This is a genomic window from Anaerobiospirillum sp. NML120449 (assembly GCF_023051105.1).
GTDB lineage: Bacteria > Pseudomonadota > Gammaproteobacteria > Enterobacterales > Succinivibrionaceae > Anaerobiospirillum.
Genome location: NZ_JALKIL010000029.1, coordinates 1 through 21,367, shown reverse-complemented (window position 1 = coordinate 21,367; position 21,367 = coordinate 1). Strand labels below are relative to the sequence as shown.

Annotated in this window: 8 protein-coding genes; 3 read left to right on the top strand and 5 right to left on the bottom strand. The window is 53.8% G+C overall.

Annotation, left to right across the window (positions count from 1 at the left end):
* Positions 1-49: 49 nt before the first annotated feature.
* Positions 50-5,527 (top strand): helicase C-terminal domain-containing protein, encoded by a 5,478-nt coding sequence (locus MXE41_RS08875; protein WP_247100257.1) that lies wholly within the window; start codon positions 50-52, stop codon positions 5,525-5,527.
* A gap of 421 nt (positions 5,528-5,948) precedes the next feature.
* Here the strand turns inward: MXE41_RS08875 and MXE41_RS08870 are convergent, their stop codons facing one another.
* The 4 genes from MXE41_RS08870 to MXE41_RS08855 form a co-directional block, all read right to left on the bottom strand.
* On the bottom strand, positions 5,949-6,521 hold the full coding sequence (locus MXE41_RS08870; RefSeq protein WP_247100241.1) for a helix-turn-helix domain-containing protein: 573 nt from the start codon (positions 6,519-6,521) through the stop codon (positions 5,949-5,951).
* 303 nt (positions 6,522-6,824) lie between these two features.
* Positions 6,825-7,574, bottom strand: coding sequence for an SMI1/KNR4 family protein (locus tag MXE41_RS08865; RefSeq protein ID WP_247100240.1), 750 nt, complete (start codon positions 7,572-7,574; stop codon positions 6,825-6,827).
* Positions 7,575-7,899: 325 nt separating this feature from the next.
* Complete coding sequence (locus MXE41_RS08860; RefSeq protein ID WP_247100239.1) at positions 7,900-9,654, bottom strand: hypothetical protein; 1,755 nt, start codon at positions 9,652-9,654, stop codon at positions 7,900-7,902.
* Positions 9,655-10,536: 882 nt separating this feature from the next.
* Positions 10,537-14,733, bottom strand: a complete 4,197-nt coding sequence (locus MXE41_RS08855) for a hypothetical protein (RefSeq protein WP_247100238.1) — start codon at positions 14,731-14,733, stop codon at positions 10,537-10,539.
* Positions 14,734-16,513: 1,780 nt separating this feature from the next.
* Here MXE41_RS08855 and tsaB point away from each other — a divergent pair.
* Positions 16,514-17,251 carry a tRNA (adenosine(37)-N6)-threonylcarbamoyltransferase complex dimerization subunit type 1 TsaB gene (gene tsaB, locus MXE41_RS08850; RefSeq protein ID WP_247100237.1) on the top strand — a complete coding sequence of 246 codons (738 nt, stop codon included), beginning with the start codon at positions 16,514-16,516 and terminating at the stop codon, positions 17,249-17,251.
* A gap of 1,228 nt (positions 17,252-18,479) precedes the next feature.
* On the opposite strand, the gene MXE41_RS08845 is transcribed toward tsaB, so the two are convergent.
* Complete coding sequence (locus MXE41_RS08845; RefSeq protein ID WP_246978387.1) at positions 18,480-18,680, bottom strand: hypothetical protein; 201 nt, start codon at positions 18,678-18,680, stop codon at positions 18,480-18,482.
* Positions 18,681-20,416: 1,736 nt separating this feature from the next.
* Between MXE41_RS08845 and MXE41_RS08840 the strand changes: the two genes are divergently transcribed.
* A complete protein-coding gene (locus tag MXE41_RS08840; protein WP_281503575.1) occupies positions 20,417-21,268 on the top strand; it encodes a flagellin in 852 nt (283 codons plus the stop codon).
* The last annotated feature ends 99 nt before the right edge of the window (positions 21,269-21,367 follow it).

Below are 21,367 nucleotides of genomic sequence, written 5' to 3'. Positions count from 1 at the left end.
CCCGCTGTAACAGGTGGAGCATGGCCCGGACAAGCAACAGAGAGTCATCATGGTCCAGGAAAACAGAAACAGAAAGACAGCCGCCAGTCTTAAGGACTTTGACCAGGCATCTTTTGACTCCCGCATGAATGATATTTTCAGGGAAAATCCCCTGGGCTATGGCTTTGCTTCCACCGCTGCTGACGGCGCTGGCAGCCTTTACAGCCCTGGTGCTGCAGTTGCAGCTGCATCTGCCACCGCTTCAGCTCCGGCCGCCGCAGCTGCTCCTGCCCCGGCCGCCCCTCAGGGCCTGTATGCAGCAGATCAGCCTCTCTGCCAGCTGCCGAACCAGCAGCCTCAGGCCCTGACAGACTTTCAGATGCAGGAGCAGCCAGGCAGACAGGTGTTTGAGTCCGGGCAGACTGGCATGCAGGGGGCACAGACTCACAGTGGAGTTCCGGGCATGGCAACTGCAGCGGCCGCTGCCGCAGCAGCTGCCGCAGGCGCGGCCAGTGCTGGCGGTGGAGCAAACCCATGGGGCAGTGCCGCTCCTGCAGTGATGCCTGGTCAGGGCTGTCTTATTAGTGATGAGTCTGAGGGTATGGACCGTGCGGCACTGGCAGCTCAGGCTGAGCAGGTGGCTGTCATGGCGGCAGCTGCTGATGCGGCCGGTGCATATCGTGTCAGCCGGAACCACAACCGTGAGGCCATGAGGCTTTCCATGCCATCCAGGCAGCCGCCCCGCTCCATGAGCATGGATGAGTTCTTAAATCAGAGCCAGCACCATAACTCCTGGATAAACACCATACCTGAGCGGCACAGTGCTGGCAGTGCTGCTAATGCTGGCGCAGCTGATGCTGCGACGGCTGCAGCCGCCGTCGCCCGTAGGGCTGGTGGGGCCGGTGCTGTGGCGCCTGGTCATGCCGGGGCATTAAGTGCCCCTGAGCCGGCCATTACAGTCATTGATACTGAAAGCGATTATCCAGCCATGGCAGGTCTGCCGCTGCCTGATCTGCAAGATCAGCAGATCGCTGGCTTGAGCATGACCGACGGACAGATCAATTACTATGCTCCTGGTCAGAGTGCTGCAGGCATGCAGCCAGGACCTGCCGACCATGCTGCTCAGTCAGCCATGACGGGGCATGGGGCTGCAACAGCCGCTGCAGCCGCAGCAGCGGCAGCCTGTACCCACTATGGCGCAGCTGCCGGTAACTTCGGTAATGAGGCCGGAGCTGCCATGTTCAAAAGCATGGCAGGGGAGCCTGATACTCAGGCGGCTCAGGTTCAAACTGCTCAGGCCCTGGCGGCCCGGCTGGCTGCCGCTCAAAATGGCATGTCTGCTCAGGCCCCTGCAGTCGACCCGGCTCAGGGACAGTTTGCTGTGCCGGGCAGGGCAGCTGCCCAGCCTGCCGGGGCTTCGACAGCTGTGCCACCATCGTCAGCCCCATCATATGCTCAGCTTCATGGCAGTGGTCAGTATCAGGATCAGGCGGGGCTTGAGTATCATACTCAGGCGCGGCTTGAGTATCAGGCTCAGGCCCAGACCCAGTCTCAGGAGCACGTACATTCGGCTGTGCCGGGCAGGGCAGCTGCGCATACTTCTCTGCCTTCACCTGCGCAAGCTGCGCCCTCAATGTCCTTTCCTTCATATGCCCATCTTCAGGGAGGTGGCCAGTATCTTGAGCCAGCTCAGGGTCCGTCTGCCTTTCCTCAGGCTGGTACTCATGTTGTGGGAGGCCAGTCTGACGGCCAGTCTGAAGGCCAGGATCAGGGCGGAGCGCTTTATCTTGATGGCTATGCCAGTACTGTGATCGCCCGTACTTTTGGTATTGCCGCTCAGAGTATAGCTGCAGGGGCGAGCGCCGGGGCTGATGCCTTTGATGCGGGCACCGGGGCTGCAGAACAGGTATACTATGGGGCCCTGCCTGATACAGCCATGGTCCCGGGCATCAGAGATCTGGGCCACAATGGCGCGGACACATCATCGTTCAATCATCCTGATATGGCTGCAGGCATGGGAGGCGCTACCGGTGCAGCCGCCACTGCCGGCCCGGCCGGGGCAGCCAGAGCGGCTCAGGGGGCTTATGCGGCCCACGCCGGTGCCTGTGGCAATGATGGTGTATGTGCCGACGCCAGTGTCGACGCCGACGCCGGTGCATATGCCGGTGCCGGCGCCGGTACGGTGCAGCCATGGAACTTTGTGCCTGACAGGGCATGCGTTGATGAGGGCGCTAATGCCCTTAATGCTGTGGACGAACTGTCCAGCCAGACCATGAACTTTGGGGCAGCCTCAGATGACAGAGGCGCTGCTGTCATGCAGACGGCCACGCAGCTGTGTGACAGTTTCAATGCCGCTGAGCAGGCTAATGCGTCTGAGCTGGCCAATGTGGCTGTCAGTCACTGTCAGGATCAGTGGGGCACAGGTGCTGCTGCCGCTGCTGATGATGCTGGTGGTGGGGAGGGCGCCTATGGCGCCGGAGCTGAGCCTGATGCATTGGCTGATGCTGCCGCTGAGGCAGAGGCTGCGGGGCTGCCATGGCTGCGTGCCCGCAGGGGCACGGGCTGGGCTCAGAGCGCCATGGGCTGGTTTGATGAGGCCGATGCCCATGTTGAAGCTCTGGACGACCCGTTTGCCAGGGCGCCGGGCAGCGCAGCTGACGGCGCGGGCAATCCTGACCTTGATGGCGGTTATGACCATGGAGATCAGGATGGGGCAGGAAGCATGGCTGACGCTATGGCCCCTGCCACAGCCCAGGCTCCCGCTACGGCTGAGGCCGGAGCCGGGCGGAGCCGGGGCTATATCAGGGATGCGGTCAGGCAGGCCCTTGAGAGCATGAGTGATATGAGTAAAGGAGATAAGCAGGTGGATGGGGTCAATATTACCAGGGGCATGGAGGCTGCCGGCAATGATGTCTTAAAGCAGCGTACTTTCCGCTCCATAGAAATTATCAAAGATCTGGGTATGATTACTGATGACACTGTCTATTCAGCCTACTGTCAGCTCATGCACAAGTCAGGTCTTGATCCTCTGACCCGCTTCCAGCTCATTTCCATCAATGTCATGGCCTTCTTCAAGGAAGGCGGTCTGCTGTCCAGCTATATAGACAATTACAATCCCCGCCAGGGTCAGATTGACTTTGCCACCGCAGTAACCAGCATGCAAAGCCGCAACGGCTTTCTGGTTGTTGAGGCCGGAACAGGAACGGGCAAGACCTTCTCCTATCTGGTGCCGCCAATTCTGGGCGGTCTTAAGGTCATGGTTTCAACCCGCACCAAGGCCCTGCAGGATCAGCTCATTTCCAAGGATATCCCGGCCCTTTTTGACATGCTGGGCAAGGATCATCTCCATGCCATCAGTCTCAAGGGCCAGAGCAATTACATCTGCCGCTATCTGCTTGACGGCCACGGCCGCAACTATATTGACAGCCGTGATTATGAGCGTATTTCCTCATATGTGGACGAATGCACTGACTCCATGGACAGATCACCGCGTAATGCAAAGTTTGGTGAGATTAACTTTGCGGTTAAGGATCGTGACCGTCCTTTCATGGCCTGTGATTACCGTCAGTGCCGTGAGATGTCCGCTACCTGCCCATATGCCTCCAATCGCCGCGAATTTTTAAATCAGCTCTCTGAGGCTGCACATTATGAGCACAGTGCTTATGGCAACAGCTCAGATGATGAAGAGAGCAAGATTTCTCTTAAGAATATCGATATCAAATCCCTGCCTGATATTGACGGATCACACTGTTTTTCCTTTGCCGCCCGTCAGGAGGCCCGCAAGCGCGATGTGGCCGTAATCAACCACTCGCTGTTCTTTGCGGCTCTGCAAAATCCGGCCGGCTTTGGTGAGCTGGGCTCAAGTCTGCCTCTGCCTGATGTACTGGTCTTTGACGAGGCTCATACTCTTGCAGAGGTGGGCCGTGAGTTCTTCAGTCGCAGCATTTCCCATGAGGGCATTATTAACCTGGTGGAAAAGGCTCATAAGGCCTTTGAAAATACCAGTACTACCATAGGATCAAGTGATCTTGGTACAGCTCTGACCCGTCTTGCCTATCTGTCCAATATCATTAACAATGCCCTGATGCTCATGCCTGAGGGCCGTAACTCTGTTACCCGCATCAAATACCATCACCGCCTCTATCCATCTCCTTTCCAGCTGCTCGGTGCTGACCTCTGTGCTCCTCTGACTTTATCAGTGCTGCCTGAGGATTCGGCCTTTGTCAAAATGGTCAAAGAGGCCCGTGCCCGGGGCAGTGCTGCCGGAGAGGGTATTGATGCCCAGAGCGAGGAGCTCATTGATGACAGTCTGAATATGGACAAGCTGGGCACAGGCACTGAAAAGCAGTTTGCTGTAAAACTGGGTGTTCTTTATGAAAAGCGTCGTGCTGACTGGAATCGCATGACAGGATTACATACCAGCAGCAAGGACTCTATGGACTATGAAAATGCCGTAGATGAGCTTAAGGATGTAATCTTTGATGCCAGGGGACGTCCGGAAATTGATCCTTACTTCCGCGCCCTGATGATTGATATGCTCATACTGACCCGTGAGTGCAGAAGCAAGTTCGATAAATTCAAGGAAGTCAATGAGTCTGAGATCGAACCGCTGATTGAGCAGTGTGAGGAAATGGAGCAGTTCATTGCTGACTTCATGACCACCGATCGCGACAAGAGCGGTGCTGTTACCTGGGACAATGCCGGCTGGGTTGAATGTGAGGGTGACCGCCGCTCCCTCGTGGTCTGTCCGGTGGAGATTGGTTCCTATCTGGGCGCTGCCCTGCGCAAACTGCGTGATCTGGGCACAACTGTGATCTTTACCTCAGCTACCATAACTGTGGAAAAGACCTTTAACAAGTTCTGTTACGACATTGGTCTGGGTCTTGATGAAGTAGCCTGCAAGATTGTGCAGTCTCCTTTTGACTATGCCAGCAATTCCTGCATTCTGCGCTCGGCTGACTTCCCGGCCATCAATGCCAGAAACCGTATCAGTGATGGCCTTGAAATGATTGACAGGCTTATCAAAGCCTCACCTGGCGGTGTCTTTATCCTGACCACCAGCAATTATGCCATCAAGGAAGCCTGGGAGTGGGTAAACTCACGCTATGGCCGCAGCCGCAAGGTGTTAAAACAGGGTGATGGCAATATAGGCACATTAATGAAGCAGTTCAGAGAGGACGGCCATGCCATTCTTATCGGCACCTCATCCTTCTGGGAAGGAGTGGACGTACCGGGCAATGCCCTTACTCTGGTTATTATCGACAAGCTGCCATTCAAGCAGGTAGCCGATCCTGTGCTCCAGGCCCGCCGCTACCGCATGGAGCTGCGCACCGGAGGCAACTTCTTCAGCGATGTCCAGGTGCCTGAGACCATTATTACCCTGCGTCAGGGCGCCGGACGCCTGATCCGTAATGAAAGCGACACGGGCGTGCTGGTACTGCTCGACCCACGTGCCGCAAAGTCAGGCTACGCAAACAGAGTTATCAATTCCCTGCCTGAGATGACCCGTGTCAGCACAGTGGATGAAGCCCTGCGCTTTTTTAACTGACGCCCACCCGGCCGCCCGACCGCCCGGGCGGCCTTCCATGCTGCCAGCCACCGCCACGGCTGCTAAACACCACGCCCCTGGTCTGGACGGCCAGCCTCCGCCACGGCCATGGCCTCGGGCATGGACGCCCGGCCTCTGCCAGAGCCGCCAGGCACCATCTTTGATGCCTTACTGGGGCTGGCCATGACTGGGGACGGATACAGGGAAGTACGGTCATCACAATGATTGCCCATAATGACAAAGCCCCGCATTGCGGGGCTTTTGCCTTTGTGCCTCAGGTACAGTCGGCTGGCACAGAGCAGCTGGAGCGTGGCACTGTACAGAGTGCCTGATGCATTGTGCAGTTCAGTGCAGTGCACTGTGCTGTGCTGTGGGTGCGGACTTTTCAGGGCTTTGAGTTGTGCAGGGGCTTTGAGCTCTTTTACTTGGGCTGGCCGGAGCGATCGTTCATGATTTCATGAACCTTTTCCAGGAAGCGGACCTTGTTCTTCTCCTGCTCAAGGCGTTTTTGCAGTTTCTTTGTGGTGTTCTTAAGCTGCTTTTTGAGGTGAGCCTGTGCAAGGTACTCCAGTGCCTCTTCACTCTCTACCCGGTCAGCACTGAGCCCCTCTATCAGCCGGTCGCGGGTTTCCACCTCTGACCTGAGTTCATTGACAGTCTCGTGAGTATTAACTGAGCAGTTGTTGGCAAACCAGTTGGCAAGCTCCCTGATCTTTTTAACATCGACATTGAACTGGCTGCACATCATTGCAGTTATCGGTGAGTCATATCCAGCTGATTTGCAGGCCGTGCAGACAGAGTATGCCAGCTCAACGCTGTCAAAGGTTGCAGGCAGCTCAGGCATGCGCTCCTCCATAGGAAGCTCATTTTTTACTATGTTGGAGGCCGTACTGGCAGCTATGCCCAGTTCTTTGCCAATAGCATTGAAACTCTTTCCTTCTTTGAACAGCTCTATGATCCTGTCGCGGGTATCTTTGTCGAGATAACGTGGCATACTGGTCTACCTTAAAATTGTGGGAGGCATATTGTGGTCAGGCCATCAGTCATATGCCCTTATCTTTTGTCGTTGTAAAATATTTTGTAAAGAGAAGCGCTTAAGCGTCATTCAGACACTGAGCGCAATTGTACTGCCCGTGGCACATGTCTGCAGTGGTAACTGGTCCTGTGTCGGGCACTTAGGCGCATCTTGCTGCAGCAAGACAGGCTTGATGCGGGCATGGCCGGCCTGATGCGGGCATTGCCGGGCAGGTGTTGGCATTGCCGGGCTGATGCGGGCATGGCCGGGCAGGTGTGGTTCTTACTGGCTGTTGAGATATCTTGAGAGCTTAAGTTCCAGCAGCTCGTTCATATTATTGCACAGCTTTGTGACCTGGTTGCGCTCATGAGCGTAGTACAGTATGGTCTGTTCGCCTGCAGTGAGCAACAGCAGATCGCCATCGGCCTCTTTAAAATACTCGCCCAGCACGCAGTACCTGTGGGCATCCATCTCAAGAATAAAGGTGCTGCTGAGATCTACCGTGATACCGGCGCTCAGCCTGATGCCGGCTGTGAGTGTAAAGAACTCACGCACTGCATCAGGAAAGGTGAACTCAAGAAGATGCTCCTGCTCAGTAATAAGTTCAGGCGCTGCCGGCATTCGTATTTCATCTGTTACCTCAAGCACCCTTGCCAGAGCTCTGCAAAAGCGTGGATAACGGGTACACAGCTGCGGAAAGTTTGTTTTGAAGGTGCTTTGCTTTTCCTTTTGCAAACGTTTTTGCTCACGGGAGAAATTATCCAGCTCCTCAAGATAGCGCTCATGGTATACAGGGCTTGCCTCAACACTTATACCTGCACTTTGCAGTATGGCAACTGCAACCTTCTGGCCTGCAATCAGGGGTACCCATTTAAAGCCGTGCTGGCGCGGTCTGAGCTGCAAAAACTCTCCCGGGCTTAACAGTGAGGCTGTCTGTTCTTTATGTTCATCCCACCACTGCTGCCAGCTCTCCGGAGTGTCCTTTCCCTGAGCCAGATCTGCAAGTCGTGCCATGAGTTCATCTTTTTCCACTTACCGTTTACCTCTGAGGTTGTAAGAGCTCACTGTTCACTGGTGCAAAGGCAATCGCTGCAATGCTGATGCGCGCGATATAAGCTGTTGCAGCGGCGCATTTGTGCTCTCCGGCTGCGCAGCACCTGTATGGCTGCGCCAGTATCAGCCTTTCGGGCCATGAGGTCAGCGAGGGCCTGGCCTGGACAGAGCATCCCTGGCATGGCCAGCGCTGGCCATGGCCTGGCCTGGCATGTCAGCCAGGCGGACAGGCAGTCAGTGCATGACGGACATACAGCCAGGCTGCCTGGCCGCTGTGTGGCCGTCAGGCGGGCCGGGCTGTGGCTTACAGGCGTATGTATACGAGGTCAAAAGGGCCGGAGCTCTGATCGTCGAAGGTCAGGGGCAGCTGGTTGTCTCTTTTGAATTTTACCTGATAGACGCCCTCATACATGCAGTTATGAGCAAGGGAGAGCTTCCACTGATTGTAAGGGGCGTTGCGTGAGGAGGCCTCATTTACCATATGGGCAAATTCGCTGCCCTCAAGTGAAGGGGCAGCCGAGCGCAGCTGCAGGCCGCTGGTAACCAGAAAGCGGTTGTTGAGGGCGCTGGTCAGCCACGGACGGACACTGTCATCGCTGTCGGCAAGGCTGTCAGGACGGATATTAAGTCCCCGGCCCATTCTGATGATAAAGCAGGGCACGCTTTGATCTTCAAGGGTGATGCCGCCCGGGCTGATTTGTGTGGCATCAACGGTGATAATCTGAATATGCTGGCCAAAAAGGGCACTGAGGTTACGATTGCTTGAGGTAAAGCGCATCATGATGGAGCTGAAACGGTTGCGCTCCTTTTGCATGTAATCAGCAATGGCGCTGATGCTGGCACGCACATTAAAGGTCAGAGGCAGATTTTCATCATTGTCCATGCCCTCAAGACCGGCGAGGCTTTTGTTTTCACGGCGGTTTTCAAGAGCGCCAAAGGTTCGGCGGCGGCTTAGCATGTCCATGATGGCAAAGGCATGGCTGTTAAAGCCTGCAGAGGCATAAATGCCCCCTGAGGGACTGAGAGCCTGAATATAGTCAGGAGCAGTGCTGTTCACCTCGCCCAGCACATACTCACTGCAGTCAGATGCCGTAAGCACCACACGCTCATGATCAGTTTTAAGGCCAAAAAGGGCAGCTGCAGCTGCGGTGGCCTCAGGCGACGGAGCATCATTACTTTCAAGCTCAACTTCAGGGGCGTCGCTGCGGCCCTTAGCGCCCAGCAGCATACGTGCTGAAAGCACTTCATTGCTTTCATGGCTGAATGCCGGCATGACCTCAGGGGCAGCCTTGGAGGCCGCAAGAGCGCTCAGGCGACGACCTATGGCACCGCCGGCAAAGATCTCTTTGTCATCAGTTGAGGCCATTTTGCCTTTACGGCGGCGTACCGGTTTGGGCAGATCATCCCAGGCAAAGTCACCCATCTGGCTTTGTAAAGCATTTTTCAGTTCGCGGCCCTGAGTGGTTCGTCCGTCAATACGGGTACGCTCTCTGGTGTTGAAGTAATTGATTTCTTCTGTGGGGTCACCAATGCCGCTTATGGTGCGGGCATCACTTTCAACCAGCTCATCAAAGGCATCAAACTGCCGATCCTCCGGAGCCTGATTGCGCCGCTGCTCATTGCGGTTAACCAGGGATCGCATGGCCTGTACCGATTCATTGCTGTCATTGAGAACATTGCGGTACTCGCGGACCATATTGTTGTAGCGATCTGAAGTCTTAATCAGGCGGTCATACAGATGGTAGGTCAGAGCCAGCTGGTCATCGCACAGGTAAATCTCACGGAACTCCTGAATCTGCATCATGTAAAAGAGCACCCTTGGGGCAGCTCCGGACATAAGGCGAAAGAAATTGCCGTAATCAGCACTGAAGACTGCACGGTGTTCACTGAGCAGACTTTGCAGCAGAGGCAGGCAGATCTCGCGATGCTGCTCATTGAGAATAATCTCACAGACAAGGCGGTGGTACAGCTCACTGGAGAGCTCCACAGTCTGTGAAAGCAGACTGTCAGGAGCACTCGAGCGTCCCGACGATCTGTTTTTAGCACCTGTTCTTGCCATAACGCACTTCCTTATCTGAAAACACAAGTATTACCAGGCTCCGCACCAGGCCGTACCGCCACAAACCTGAACGTACCGGCACGGACCAGGCCGTACCGCCACAAACCTGAACGTACAGCCACAGACCATGGCGTACCGGCACTAACCATTGCTTCCGGACCGGCAGCTGCCGCTCCTGCCGTCCATGTTCCTGCAGAGCAGGCCCATGTAATACCTGGCAGCAGCAGGTCAGGGCCGACACTGACCATTGCATGGCCATGCTCAGGCTCACAGCCGGGCTCTGGCCATGAACAGGCCACGGTCATAGCGGAGCTCTGTCCATGGCCTGACAAAGCACATGCTGGGGCATGGCACATGGCTGGCAAAGCACATGCCTGAGCATGGCACATGACCTTTCCAGGTACTCGACAGGGACTGCCTGGCGCAGCCTATGGACTCAAGCCAGTGTGCAGTAGTTGCTGGCTGAATTATGGAGCTGTGCTCCATGCCGGGCAGCTGCTGCACACATGCTTGTAAGCGTGATTATCTGTGCATTTTAGTGGAAAAGCGCGCAACGCTCCATACACAGCCTGATCCATGCCCCAGGTCATGGGGCAAGAGACAGGTAGCAGGCAACATGGCAGTGACCTGCTGTTGGGCATGGAACAGGGAGCGACAATCAGGCTGTTGTCAGCTGCGTAGCATGAGGCCGGGCACGGCAATGCGGCAGTAGCCATGCTGTGTAGCATGGGGCCGAGGCTAATACACAGGCCGTATCTCTTGAAGTGCTCGTAGCTGCAGCTGGTATGTCAGCGGCAGCTGCACCATGCACAGGCATGCCACAGCCGGTATGGATTCAGACGTGGGTACAGGATATTTGCAGACAGGCGGTCAGATCGGGGCTCATTCGTTCAGGTCTGGTTCAAAGGGGCGCAGTACATGCGAGCGCATGGTTTTCATACGATAGAGTCTGTCACGCAGCTCAAGCTCCTGCTGTCCGGCAGCGTGCAGGCTGGTAAAAGTACTTTTATACAGGTTGGCCAGCTGCTGCTCATGAGGGTCAGGGGTACTGTCCTTTAAGGCAAAGTGTTCCCGGGCTGCCCTGAGGGCAGCCTCACTGTCAGCAGAGCCGTGGCTGGCTGACATGGCCTGACCATGAGCCTTTGCTGCACCTGGGCTATCGGCTGTTCTGGGTGGATGCTTGCGCGGGCGGCCGCGACCTCTTTTGACCACAGGAGTGCCGTCAGGGTTAAAGCGGGGGTCATCAGGCTTTTTCTTTGAGACAGCAGACCGGCAGCTGGCAGCAGCAGAGTCTGCGGGAATTTCTCTGACCGTCTGTTCATTAAAAGGCGGTATCGGCAGGCCCATAACACCTGTTTCAAAGCCATGAATGCGGTAGCTGAAGCTGCGCTGATCGACTGTCACAAAGGCACAGGGACTGCCTCTCTCCAGTTTTTCGGATGTGGCTGCGTGCTCCATGCTGTGCTCATTGGCGTAAGCCCAGTCATGACCTGCGGCACCCTGAGCCACCACAGTTTGAATCCTTCCATAAGGATGGTCCCACATGGCAAGGGTACCTGGCCTGCAGGAGCGCTCATGGACAGGGCCCGCGCCGCCGTCTTTACGAGCGCTTATGTCGGCTTCGGCAGAGCGCTCATGGACAGGGCCAGTGCCACCGTCTTTACGCACGCCTGTGTCAGCTCCGACAGAGCTCTCATGGACATGGCCCGCGCCGCCGTCTTTACGCACGCCTGTGTCAGCTCCGACAGAGCGCTTATGGACAGGGACCGCGCCGCCGTCTTTACGTACGCCTGTGTCAGCACCGACAGCGCATTCATCATGCTCATTAAGGCCGCTCACACCCGGCATGGTCATAGAGGAGTAAATACCTGTTCGCTTGAGTCTGGCATCGGAAATGTCTCTGCCATTGTCACTGTTAATGACCTGGGCTGCATTGTCAATGCTGTTATCGCACATACAGGAGGAGCCGGAGCCCGTCTCGAGCTGATCATGGGAGTCAGGGCTGACAGAGAACAGAGAGCATGGGGGCGTGCCTGAATTATCCCTGTGACCGCTGCGGTCAGCTAAATCGTGGGGCTCGCTGCCTGACAGACTGGTATCTGCAGCATGCCCCTGATAAGAAGCATAGTGGCAGTTGTCCTCAGGGTTACAGTTATGCTCGTCACCGTATGGGTGACTGTCACTTACTGGCTCAGAGGCAAGCTGTGAGGCAGTGGAATTATGGACGGAGCACGGCGCCAGCTCTGATCTGTCATCACTTGCCATGGCAGTGCCATTGGCACCGTCTGCGGCACAGCTCATGTGTTCAGCAGGCTTTTGCTCAGCTGGCCAGTCATCAGTCCCGTGCTGCTGACTGGACTGGGACGGTGGCTCGTGGGCTGGCTCAGTGTCAACAGCAAGGAGGCCTGTATTTTTGTCAGTCTCATAAGAAGTATCAGTATCCGCAGTAACATCATCATCAGCATCGGTCTCAGCAGTAACGGCAGCATCAGCATCAGCAGCATAGGTTTCAGCAGTAACGGCAGCATCAGCATCAGCAGCATCGGTCTCAGCAGTAACGGCATCAGCATAAGCATTGTCTTCACTTGCCATGGGAGAGGCTGTGCTTTGGTTTGTGGAGCCTGCTGCGGCGGGCAGGGGATCTGTGCTCTGGCTGTTGTTGGTCTTGAGAACATCAGAGTCAGCGGGGACCTGGGGCTGTGCTGGTCCGTTAAGGTTCACAATGGTTGCAATCAGGCTTTCAAGGTCAATGCTGTTATCTGCAGTACCCTGACCACTGCAGTTACTGTCATGACTGGCATCAGGGCTATTATTGTCGTGGGCGCTGCAACTGGCGTCATAATATGGCTCAAGGTCAGCACAGGTAAGGCGGTCAATCTCACTGTACAGTTCGTCTTTATCAAGGCGTGGGGCGGCCTCATGACGCTCCCATTCCTTTTGCAAAGGGGACTTTGACCTAAGAGACAGACTGGCAGACAGGGAAGGCGCATTGCGTTCAGGGCCAAAGCGCTCAGGCTCAAGGGCGCGGCGCTTTTCAATGTCCTGCTGCTTTTCCTTATATTCAGCAGATGCCGTCAGGCGTTTCCATGACTCCATAACAGCCGCATCAGGCTTGTAGCTTTTGGCAGGGGTAAGAGGGTGAATGCGCTTGCGTCCCCGCTTGCGCTTTTCAGGCTTGTTATCAGTCTTACCGTCCTGAGTGGCGCTGACGGAGGGAGCTGCAGCGGCAAGGGCTGACGTGGCTTTATCGGCATGCTGTTCAGCAGATGCGTTGTCGGCATGAGTTCCATTTGCAGTTGCAGCGGCAGTATCGGCGCAGGCTGCTGCCACAGAGGCAGACTCATCTCCAGCAGCTATGGCAACAGGTGCAGGGCAGACGGGGGCAGAGGCAGTGCATGATGTAGCGGTTCCTGCAGAGCTCTCTGTATGGGCTTTAGCAGATGAGTTTGCATGAGCTGCGGCAGTGGCGGCTACAGCCTCGGGGTTACGTGCACCATGATCCCCTGCAGGGGAGTCTGAGTAAGTGTCTGAGTTGTCCCAGCCAGTATGTGCAGCATCAGCTGGTGGTGCAGCTGCGGCTGCTGCATTTTCGGCAGCTGATGTATTTACTCCAGCCGCTGCATTTGCAGCTGCTGTTGCGGTTCCAGCTGAGCTGGATGGTGCTGGTTCTTCTGGCTGCCCATCTGACAGGTCCATGCTGCTTTCAATTTCAGGCATGTGCACTGGAGGCAGTTTGGGCTCTGCAAACATGGAGGCATAACGTGGGCTGAAGTCAGCCTGGGCACGGCGTACCAGAATGCTGTCATTATAGACACGGCGGCTGTCGATAAGGCGCTGTCGTATAGAGCGATAGGCTGTGCCAGCTCGCAGTCTGAAAGCAGGCTGCTCATTTTCATCAGCTGTCTTTTGCTCTTGCGGAGCACTGTCGGCAGGGTCAGGCAGTTTGGCAGTGCTGACCTTGCCCTTATTTAAGTCCCATGGGGCTAAGCACTCTGTCATTGAAGCACCCGCAGATGGATCTGCCCCTGACTCTGGTGCTGCAGACTCTGATGCTGCAGGCTCTGAAGCAAAAGATAATGATGAGCCGTTGCCATCCTTGTTTAATGTAGCCGGGCATGAGGCGTAATGAGCTGAGGCGGCCGGATTTGAGAGCCCGGGATGTTCTGTGCCAGCCGTCAGGTCGCCATAGGATGAGCAGGAAGATGCGTGTGCAGTGGGCGTACTGGATATTGCCTGGCCTGGTTCTGTGGCTGCACAGGGAGTTACAGGCTTTATCAGGCTGTCAGTGTGCCTGTGCTGGTTTTCGGCTGCAAGCTCCTGAGCTGGCAGAAAGCGCGGGTCAACAGGGTTGCTGTCACGGTTGCCAAGTATGTCCGTTACAGGCTGCATGCGACGGCGCTGCACTGTGTAGCTGTTTTTGTTCCTGTGGTGTGGCAGACGGTCCTTGCGTGACGGTACTGCATACTGAGGCGGGAATACGGGCTCCAGAGATGGCATCCATGAAGGAGCGGTGCTGGCTATTCTGGAGCCCATTTCCGAGTACTGCTCATCGCACAGCGCTGCGGCAATAACAGGTGAAACCTGAGCACTGTGCCATGCGCTTTTAACAAAGTCAGTACGTACGCTGGTGGCATAGCGGGCAGACTCATGCATTTCATGTTCTTTGAAGTACATGTGGGCACTGCTGTCGCGGGCGGCAATGATTCTGACATCCTCGCACAGCTGCTCATGGGACAGCTCACTTTGTATCTCCATGGGATAGCGATGGACACCGAAGATACGACACAGACGGCTGCTGAGCTCGAGACTGGTAAGCACCCCGGCATCTTTCAGGCGCAACAGGGCACGGTACTCTACGGCCAAACGGTGGACAAGGCAGAACTCAATAAGTTCTCCACTGTACCAGGCGCGCAGAATAGACTGCAGATTGAAGTGTTCTCTTAGCTGATGAAGATCTTTTACCTGATATTCGCCCATCATCAGAACTGAGGAGCGGGCGCTGTCATGGACAGAGGAGCCGTCGCCATTTTCCTTGCTGACGGCTGATTCTTCAGAACGGTTTGACGGTAAGTTGCTCATCTTTAAACCTTAATCACTTGCAGTAGGCCTGCCCGGCGCACAACATCCCGGCTTTTCAGCAGATACTCATCCCTCAGAGATGGCAAGAAAGGTCATGGGCATGGCTGCAGCCTTGCCTGATGCCGTGACGGGCATTACAGAGTCTCGCCATACTCAGGACACAGGGGCGCTCCATATGCCCATGCCACATGACTTGTCCACATGCCCAGGTCACAGGGCCTGATAAGAGCCTCGAGCCTGACTTTCAGTTGCTGGCTGGCATGTTTTCAGGCGGGGCTGGTCATGAAACGGGAAAGAGCATCTTCCGGGTGTATAACAGCAGGGCTTTGTTTTTCGTTTTACTGTTATTGCCTTGCCAGTATTGCTTTTTATAAAGGCCGTACTCTGTGCCTGAAGACAATTGAAGACCTTTATGGTTAGCAATACCGGCTTAAGCTGTCCTTAGCGGTGGCCTGAAGAGCAAGCCACCCTGATAATCAAATCGAATGCATCCGTCACATCAGCCCGGCCCCCATGGACTCAATGTATGTTCCCCGAATGCTGTCTCTCCTCCTCCGTCTGTCTGCCAGCCTTCTTACATGCATGCATGGACTCATGCATTTGCATCTGCAAGGAGCTCAGTCTTTACGGCATGCCCGGTCACATGCCTGAGACACATACCCCAGACACATGTCTAATACACATACCACGGAGACATGCACCGGAGACATGGTCGATGCCGCTCTGTCTGTGTAACTCCAGTACTGCATACGCCTGATCTTTGCTCCGGGATTGTCCTGGGCAATGAGCACCAGCTGCTGTCAGTCGTGGCTGAGCCGTGTTCAGGCAACATACACTGGCCGGGTGCCTTTTGGGCATGAGCAAAGACGGCAGACAAAGGGCAGATCTTCTCTGTCCCTGATTACCGGGCTTAAACTATGGTGTGATGGGGAACTACAATGGATGGTCCTGAACTGCAGTCAGGATGCACAAAAGCTCCGTCTGGCAGGTATAACCCTGAAAACGCAGCAAAGGGGGGCACTGCGCGGGCGTGCAAAGTAAACAGGTAGAAATGCCCTGATGCCAGAGGCTCGGATAGTAATCTGTATGGTGCAATATCAAATGTCACCAGTGCTGCACATGGTCCAGAATGCAACATCATCAAATGTCACCAGTGCTGCACATGGTCCAGAATGCAACATCGCAGATTGGTCCATTAGCTCATGGGGTCATTGGCCCCAGCTGTTGTACAGCACAGAGGCTGTCCTTGCACAGGCAGATCGCAGGCCGGAGCACAGGCCAGAAATATGACCTTGCAGTCGCTTTTGATGGCTCTGATGGTGTTTTGCTGTTATGCAGGCAGAGTCATCAGTGAGCATCAGGACAGTGGGTTCCTGATAAGGTGACAAAAATTTAAGAGGCGTGAGGTGTTCTGCCAGCAGGATATGGTGCAGCGTAATACGGTTTCAGAGTGTCTGCTGAGCAGAAAGCTGCTGTTAAGCAGATATAGGTAATGAGCTCTGTTATCAGTTAACTGTACAGAACCAGTACTGGTTACTGTCAGAGTGGACTGCCGTCTGTCAGACCGGGCAGCCATATGAAATAGTGGAATGGCAGCTGTCAGACTGGATCTGTAGAAATCTCTGGCTCATTGACCGGTATAAAAGGTTATCACGCACCTGACTTTTGTGCAAAGATCAAAGCCGGCAGCGCTGTGCTATTATTCTCAGCGGCGCGTCAGCTACGCAGCCCGGGAGCAGCCCGCAGCTGCATTGTTTATCTGCCTTCAAAGGGATTAATCATGAGCCAGACTACAGTCTTAGCTATCGATACTGCTACCGAGAACTGCTCGGTAGCCCTGAGCCACGGAGATAAGATCTTCTACAAAGGTCAGGTGGCTCCACAAAAGCATGCCAGTCTGGTTCTGGGCATGATTGATGACCTCCTCAGGGAAAACGGTGTAGAGCGCTCCGATATAGACTGTGTAGCCTTTGGCAGTGGCCCTGGTTCCTTTACCGGTGTGCGTATCGCTGTTTCTGCAGCTCAGGCGCTGGCTCTTGGTCTTGATGTAAATGTATTTGGTGTCAGCGACCTCAAGCTGCTTACTGTAAAGCAGATGGTTGCACAGGGCTCCATGGAGCATCCTTGCTATGGCCTGTCCTGCATAGATGCCCGCATGGGCGAGGTCTATCTTGCTCTGTACAGGTACGACGGCAATAATCTAAGTACCGTGCTTGCCGAGCAGGTAATCAGACCTGAGGCTGCTCTTGAGCTGATTGCCGGAGAGCTGTCCAAAGTGGAAGCAGGAGCGGTAACAGTAACCGGCGGTACCGGCATGGCTATTTTAAAGGAGGCTGCTTCAGCCAGACCTGATCTGTCCCTGCCTGACCTGAGCACAGATGAGACTCACCTCTATCCTGAGGCTGACGCTATTATCATGTGCTCATGCCTTGGTGATATGAATCTTACCGACCCGGCCCTGGCTGAGCCTCTTTATTGCCGCAACGAGGTCACCTGGAAGAAGATAGGCGAGCAGTAGCATCCCCCATACAGCCATGGCAGCCTGCCCGCTCAGACAGCCGCAAGCTGCCTTGCCAGGGCATACCCTCACGCTACGTCCCATGCCAGGGCATGCCCCCAGCGCTACGTCCCCTGCCTTGGCATGAGCTGAGGCCAGTTCCTGGACTGGCCATGTATGCAGGCAATGCAATGCAGCATCACCTTGCGCTCTCTCATTGGCGCCTGGCTCCTGCCTTTCAAGGCCTTTCATCTCTGTCGCAGATACAGATGCCTGGAGCAGTCCGACTCGCCTAACTCAACTCAAATCAACTCCTTTCCGCTCCAGCCACTCATCTTACAGCAGCCTTGCTCACGGGCATGCTGATCCTCCTTAATACCGGGCAACTGATCTCAGGTCGCCCTTCAGCCATTCCATTGAGCTGACGCGCTCAACCACGCAGCCGTGCGCTTAACGCCATGCTTCAGTCAGTAAGAAGTGGCAGGTGATAAAGCCCATACAATGGCAATTCTTTCACGGGACAAAATGGCAATATTAACCTTTGGACAGGTATTAATTTGCCGCAGAGCCGCCAGGTAAAGCCAGGTCTTTTAGGGCGGTTGTGCAGTGAAGTTTGTCCGGGAATGATGATATGAAAGGGTGGTTGCGAGTTAAGGACTGTTGTTCGGAATGTGATAAAACAGGGGTTCTACAGCAGCATGATGGGAAGGGAGCCAGGACAAAAGTTGCAAAGTAAAGTCTTTTTGAAAAATGGCACACATTTTTCATATGGATATACTGTTCCTAAGACAGGTACGTTCAGGAAGATCATCCTTAACAGCTTTCTTAGGCATGCTGCAGACTGCATATCGGTCTTCAGATGCGCCATATTGCCCTTCAGACAGACCTCTGGTCTGGGCCTCAGAACAAGAATCTGAATTGATTGAAATGCTTTTACGCCAGGAACAGGCGTGAGGAATTGGAGCTCTCAGTCGATGCAGAGAACCCTGACATGTAACAGGCAGGAGAAGTTCTTAATGCGCTGGGGCACTAAGAGGGGTGGCATCAGAGCAAGCTCTGATGCGCAAACAGAATAACAGTTGTGCATTGCCTGAAAACAATGCGGCAGGTACTGCAATACCTGCACTGTTTACAATCGGAGATTAACTTCGATTGAAAGATCTCTCCTGAGCGATCTGCTCAGTGGCTGGGGGTTTTTGGACTTAGGAATATGGACCCTCAGCATTCTAAGTATAGAGACGGCCTGGATTCAGAAAAATTTAATCTTTTTCCAAATTTTTCTTTCCTCCCTAATTTTCACCTGCATTTCTAACCCAGATAAAATCCCATATTCTGGCGGTTTCCTAACTTTTCTCTCCTGCATACGATTTGCGACAATTTTTGCCGCCAAGTGCTCTATCGCGCGGCAGGCGTGCATATACAGGCTCGAAATAGATACACCGATTCCCATTTCCGGACCCTGAAAATCCGTTATATCCGGCAAATATTGCCGTCCATGATTGTGCGTAAATCCCACCAAAATAGCTCAATCCAAACGAAAAACCCCGTATTAATCGCATTTTCAAATTGAGCAACTTCCAGAACAAAGACTATGAGTGCTGCAAGATCAGTGCTCCTCCCCTGCAAACGATTGCGTTGAACCGAATCCATAGCTCAATGGAACTTCCCCTTTAATAAAAGCCATCATTGCAGTACAAATCAGCAAACCTTTGCCTTACGGTCATACCTGCACATGTTCTCCCTATCCCTGGTCACATAAATGCATTTCAATGTGTTGCTTTGCAGCTCCATTTGTCAGTCCAGGTCAGCAGAAACCTGTAACGGGCAGCTCAAGGTCCTTCAGCTCTGGATTTCGCAGCCTGGCGCGGTGTTCAAAAGCCACAACAAGGGCCCGGCAGCTCATCCCGTCAGTTAGGCACGCCTCGCCTCATAAGCTCTGATGTGCCAATCCTCATAATTCATTCCTTCATCCATTCATCCATCCGTCCATTAATCCATCCATCCATCCATCCATCCATCCATCCATTCATCCACTGGCAGAAGTCTTATGCAGCCACTCAGGCTAATGCCCGTCCGTCTACGTGCATCAGGCAGGGCATGCTTGTCTGTAAGGCTGCTCAACAGGTGGCTAATGGCCATGAGCCTCTATGCGTGGTTGAGATGTGGTGAGAAACCCATTGTCAGCTTATTCATACGTATAGCAGGAACGATCAATATGGGGACAGTGTCTTTCAGATGACCAGCTGTCTTTTGCCCCGGCTGCAGATGTTAAGTGGTTGACGTGCATTTTTATCCGTCTTCTTGTCTGGCGGGCCATACCCCATTATCTGGTGCGGCCAATGAGGTGGAGTAAGCAAAATGGAGATACGGGCTTATCTGAGGAGCTGCCGCTTATGGGGCCTTGCTCATGCATTGAGATTTACCGTCATTTCTGCGCGTGCTTCATATCTGGGCAGCCATTGTCCATCACTTGCTGCGGCCACTCAGCTGGAATGAGCAACATGGGGATAGTGGTTTGTCTGAGGCTTTGTCTCTTTAGGGGACTAAGGTGCAGCAAGGTCGATTGGGCATAATGGCAATGCGGGCTTATGGTCCTGTCTTTCTTCATGATTTCATGCGGCCGCTTTGCTGAAGTAAGCAGCGCATGTCTACAGGCCAAGGTCTGGAACGCTTCGTTGAGCCTTGGCAATGTGAGCTTATGTTGGCTTAATCTGTTAGGGCGGGCTATTAGCTCATGGTCGTTGTGAGGGCATAGAGATCTTAGATAAGACTGTCAAGACGCTGAGGAACAGTTGGAGGAGGAGGAGGAGAAGGAGGAGGAGGAGTAGGAAGCATTCGTGATTATGCCTGGAGCTGTCATAGGTGGATTATTTTCTGTGTCATTAATATTTAAATCTATGAAATAAGTTTGCAATCGCAAATCGTAATGTTCTGAGCAAAAAGGAGATGATAAATGCCTTATAAGTAGGATTTATTACAATGAATGCTTAGAAATTACAGTGTGTTTATTGTATCTATAATTTTTGTGTAAAGGTCAGTTAATGCGAAAATTACATTTTTGATCGTAAAAATAACAGTATCTATTTGCTTTGCGTTGAGAGTAGTGATCTTCTTTGAAGCGAAGTTCTGGCGCATGCTTCATTTGTAAGAATTATCTATGGTTGTTAGACAAATAAGGAGGCTCTCATGGCCGTATATGTGAATACCAATGTGTCCAGCTTAAATGGCCGCCGCTATCTCAATAATGTGCAGGGACAGCTCACAACTACATATCAAAGACTCTCCTCTGGCCTGAGAATTAATTCCGCCAAGGACGACGCAGCCGGCCTCCAGATCTCCAGCCGTTTAACTACTCAGATTAATGGTTTAAATCAGGGTAACCGTAACAGCTCCGATGGTATCGCTCTGGCTCAGACCATTGAAGGTGCCATGGATGAAATGACTGGCATGCTTCAGAAGATCCGTACCCTGGCTGTACAGGCTTCCAACGGAACCAATACCAGCGATGACCGCAAGGCCCTGGATACTGAGGCAACTGCTCTGGTTGCTGAAATTGATCGTATCGCATCTCAGACCAAGTTCGGTGGAAAGACCATTTTAGACGGTGCCGATCAGGGAAAGAACTCCATTTATCTGGGCGATAAGGGCAGCGTTGGTCAGCTTACTCTGCAGGTAGGTGCTAACAAGGGTGATACCATTTCATTTGATGTTTCCAACATGAAATTCACCAAGGCTATTGAGTTAGCTGGCCTGAAAGCAGACGTTAACAAGTTTTTTGATGCTAATAAGAAGCTGCTGCTTTCAACCGCATCCGGTGCCCAGGCTACTATTGAGGCAATGGATAAGATCATCGGTGCTGTAGACGCTCAGAGAGCTGGACTAGGTGCAATCCAGAACCGACTGGAGAGCTCAATCCGCAACCAGGCAAACGTTTCCGCCAACCAGTCCGATGCCCGCAGCCGCATTCGTGACCATAGCCCGGCATTTAAGGATCGCCTTCTAGACATATATTTTTTTATCGATACGTTGTATCTATGATGCAATTAAAAAAATATTGATAATACTTTTCAACTGTCAAGTATCTATCTGAAAATTGACTATAAATAGAAATATATACATACATGGATAAAATTTGGC

What these genes read in the sequence shown, in the direction of transcription:
- MXE41_RS08875 (WP_247100257.1), top strand. Translation starts at nt 50, where the DNA reads ATGGTCCAGGAAAACAGAAACAGAAAGACAGCCGCCAGTCTTAAGGAC.
- MXE41_RS08870 (WP_247100241.1), bottom strand. Translation starts at nt 6,521, where the DNA reads ATGCCACGTTATCTCGACAAAGATACCCGCGACAGGATCATAGAGCTG.
- MXE41_RS08860 (WP_247100239.1), bottom strand. Translation starts at nt 9,654, where the DNA reads ATGGCAAGAACAGGTGCTAAAAACAGATCGTCGGGACGCTCGAGTGCT.
- MXE41_RS08855 (WP_247100238.1), bottom strand. Translation starts at nt 14,733, where the DNA reads ATGAGCAACTTACCGTCAAACCGTTCTGAAGAATCAGCCGTCAGCAAG.
- tsaB (WP_247100237.1), top strand. Translation starts at nt 16,514, where the DNA reads ATGAGCCAGACTACAGTCTTAGCTATCGATACTGCTACCGAGAACTGC.
- MXE41_RS08845 (WP_246978387.1), bottom strand. Translation starts at nt 18,680, where the DNA reads ATGGGAATCGGTGTATCTATTTCGAGCCTGTATATGCACGCCTGCCGC.
- MXE41_RS08840 (WP_281503575.1), top strand. Translation starts at nt 20,417, where the DNA reads ATGGCCGTATATGTGAATACCAATGTGTCCAGCTTAAATGGCCGCCGC.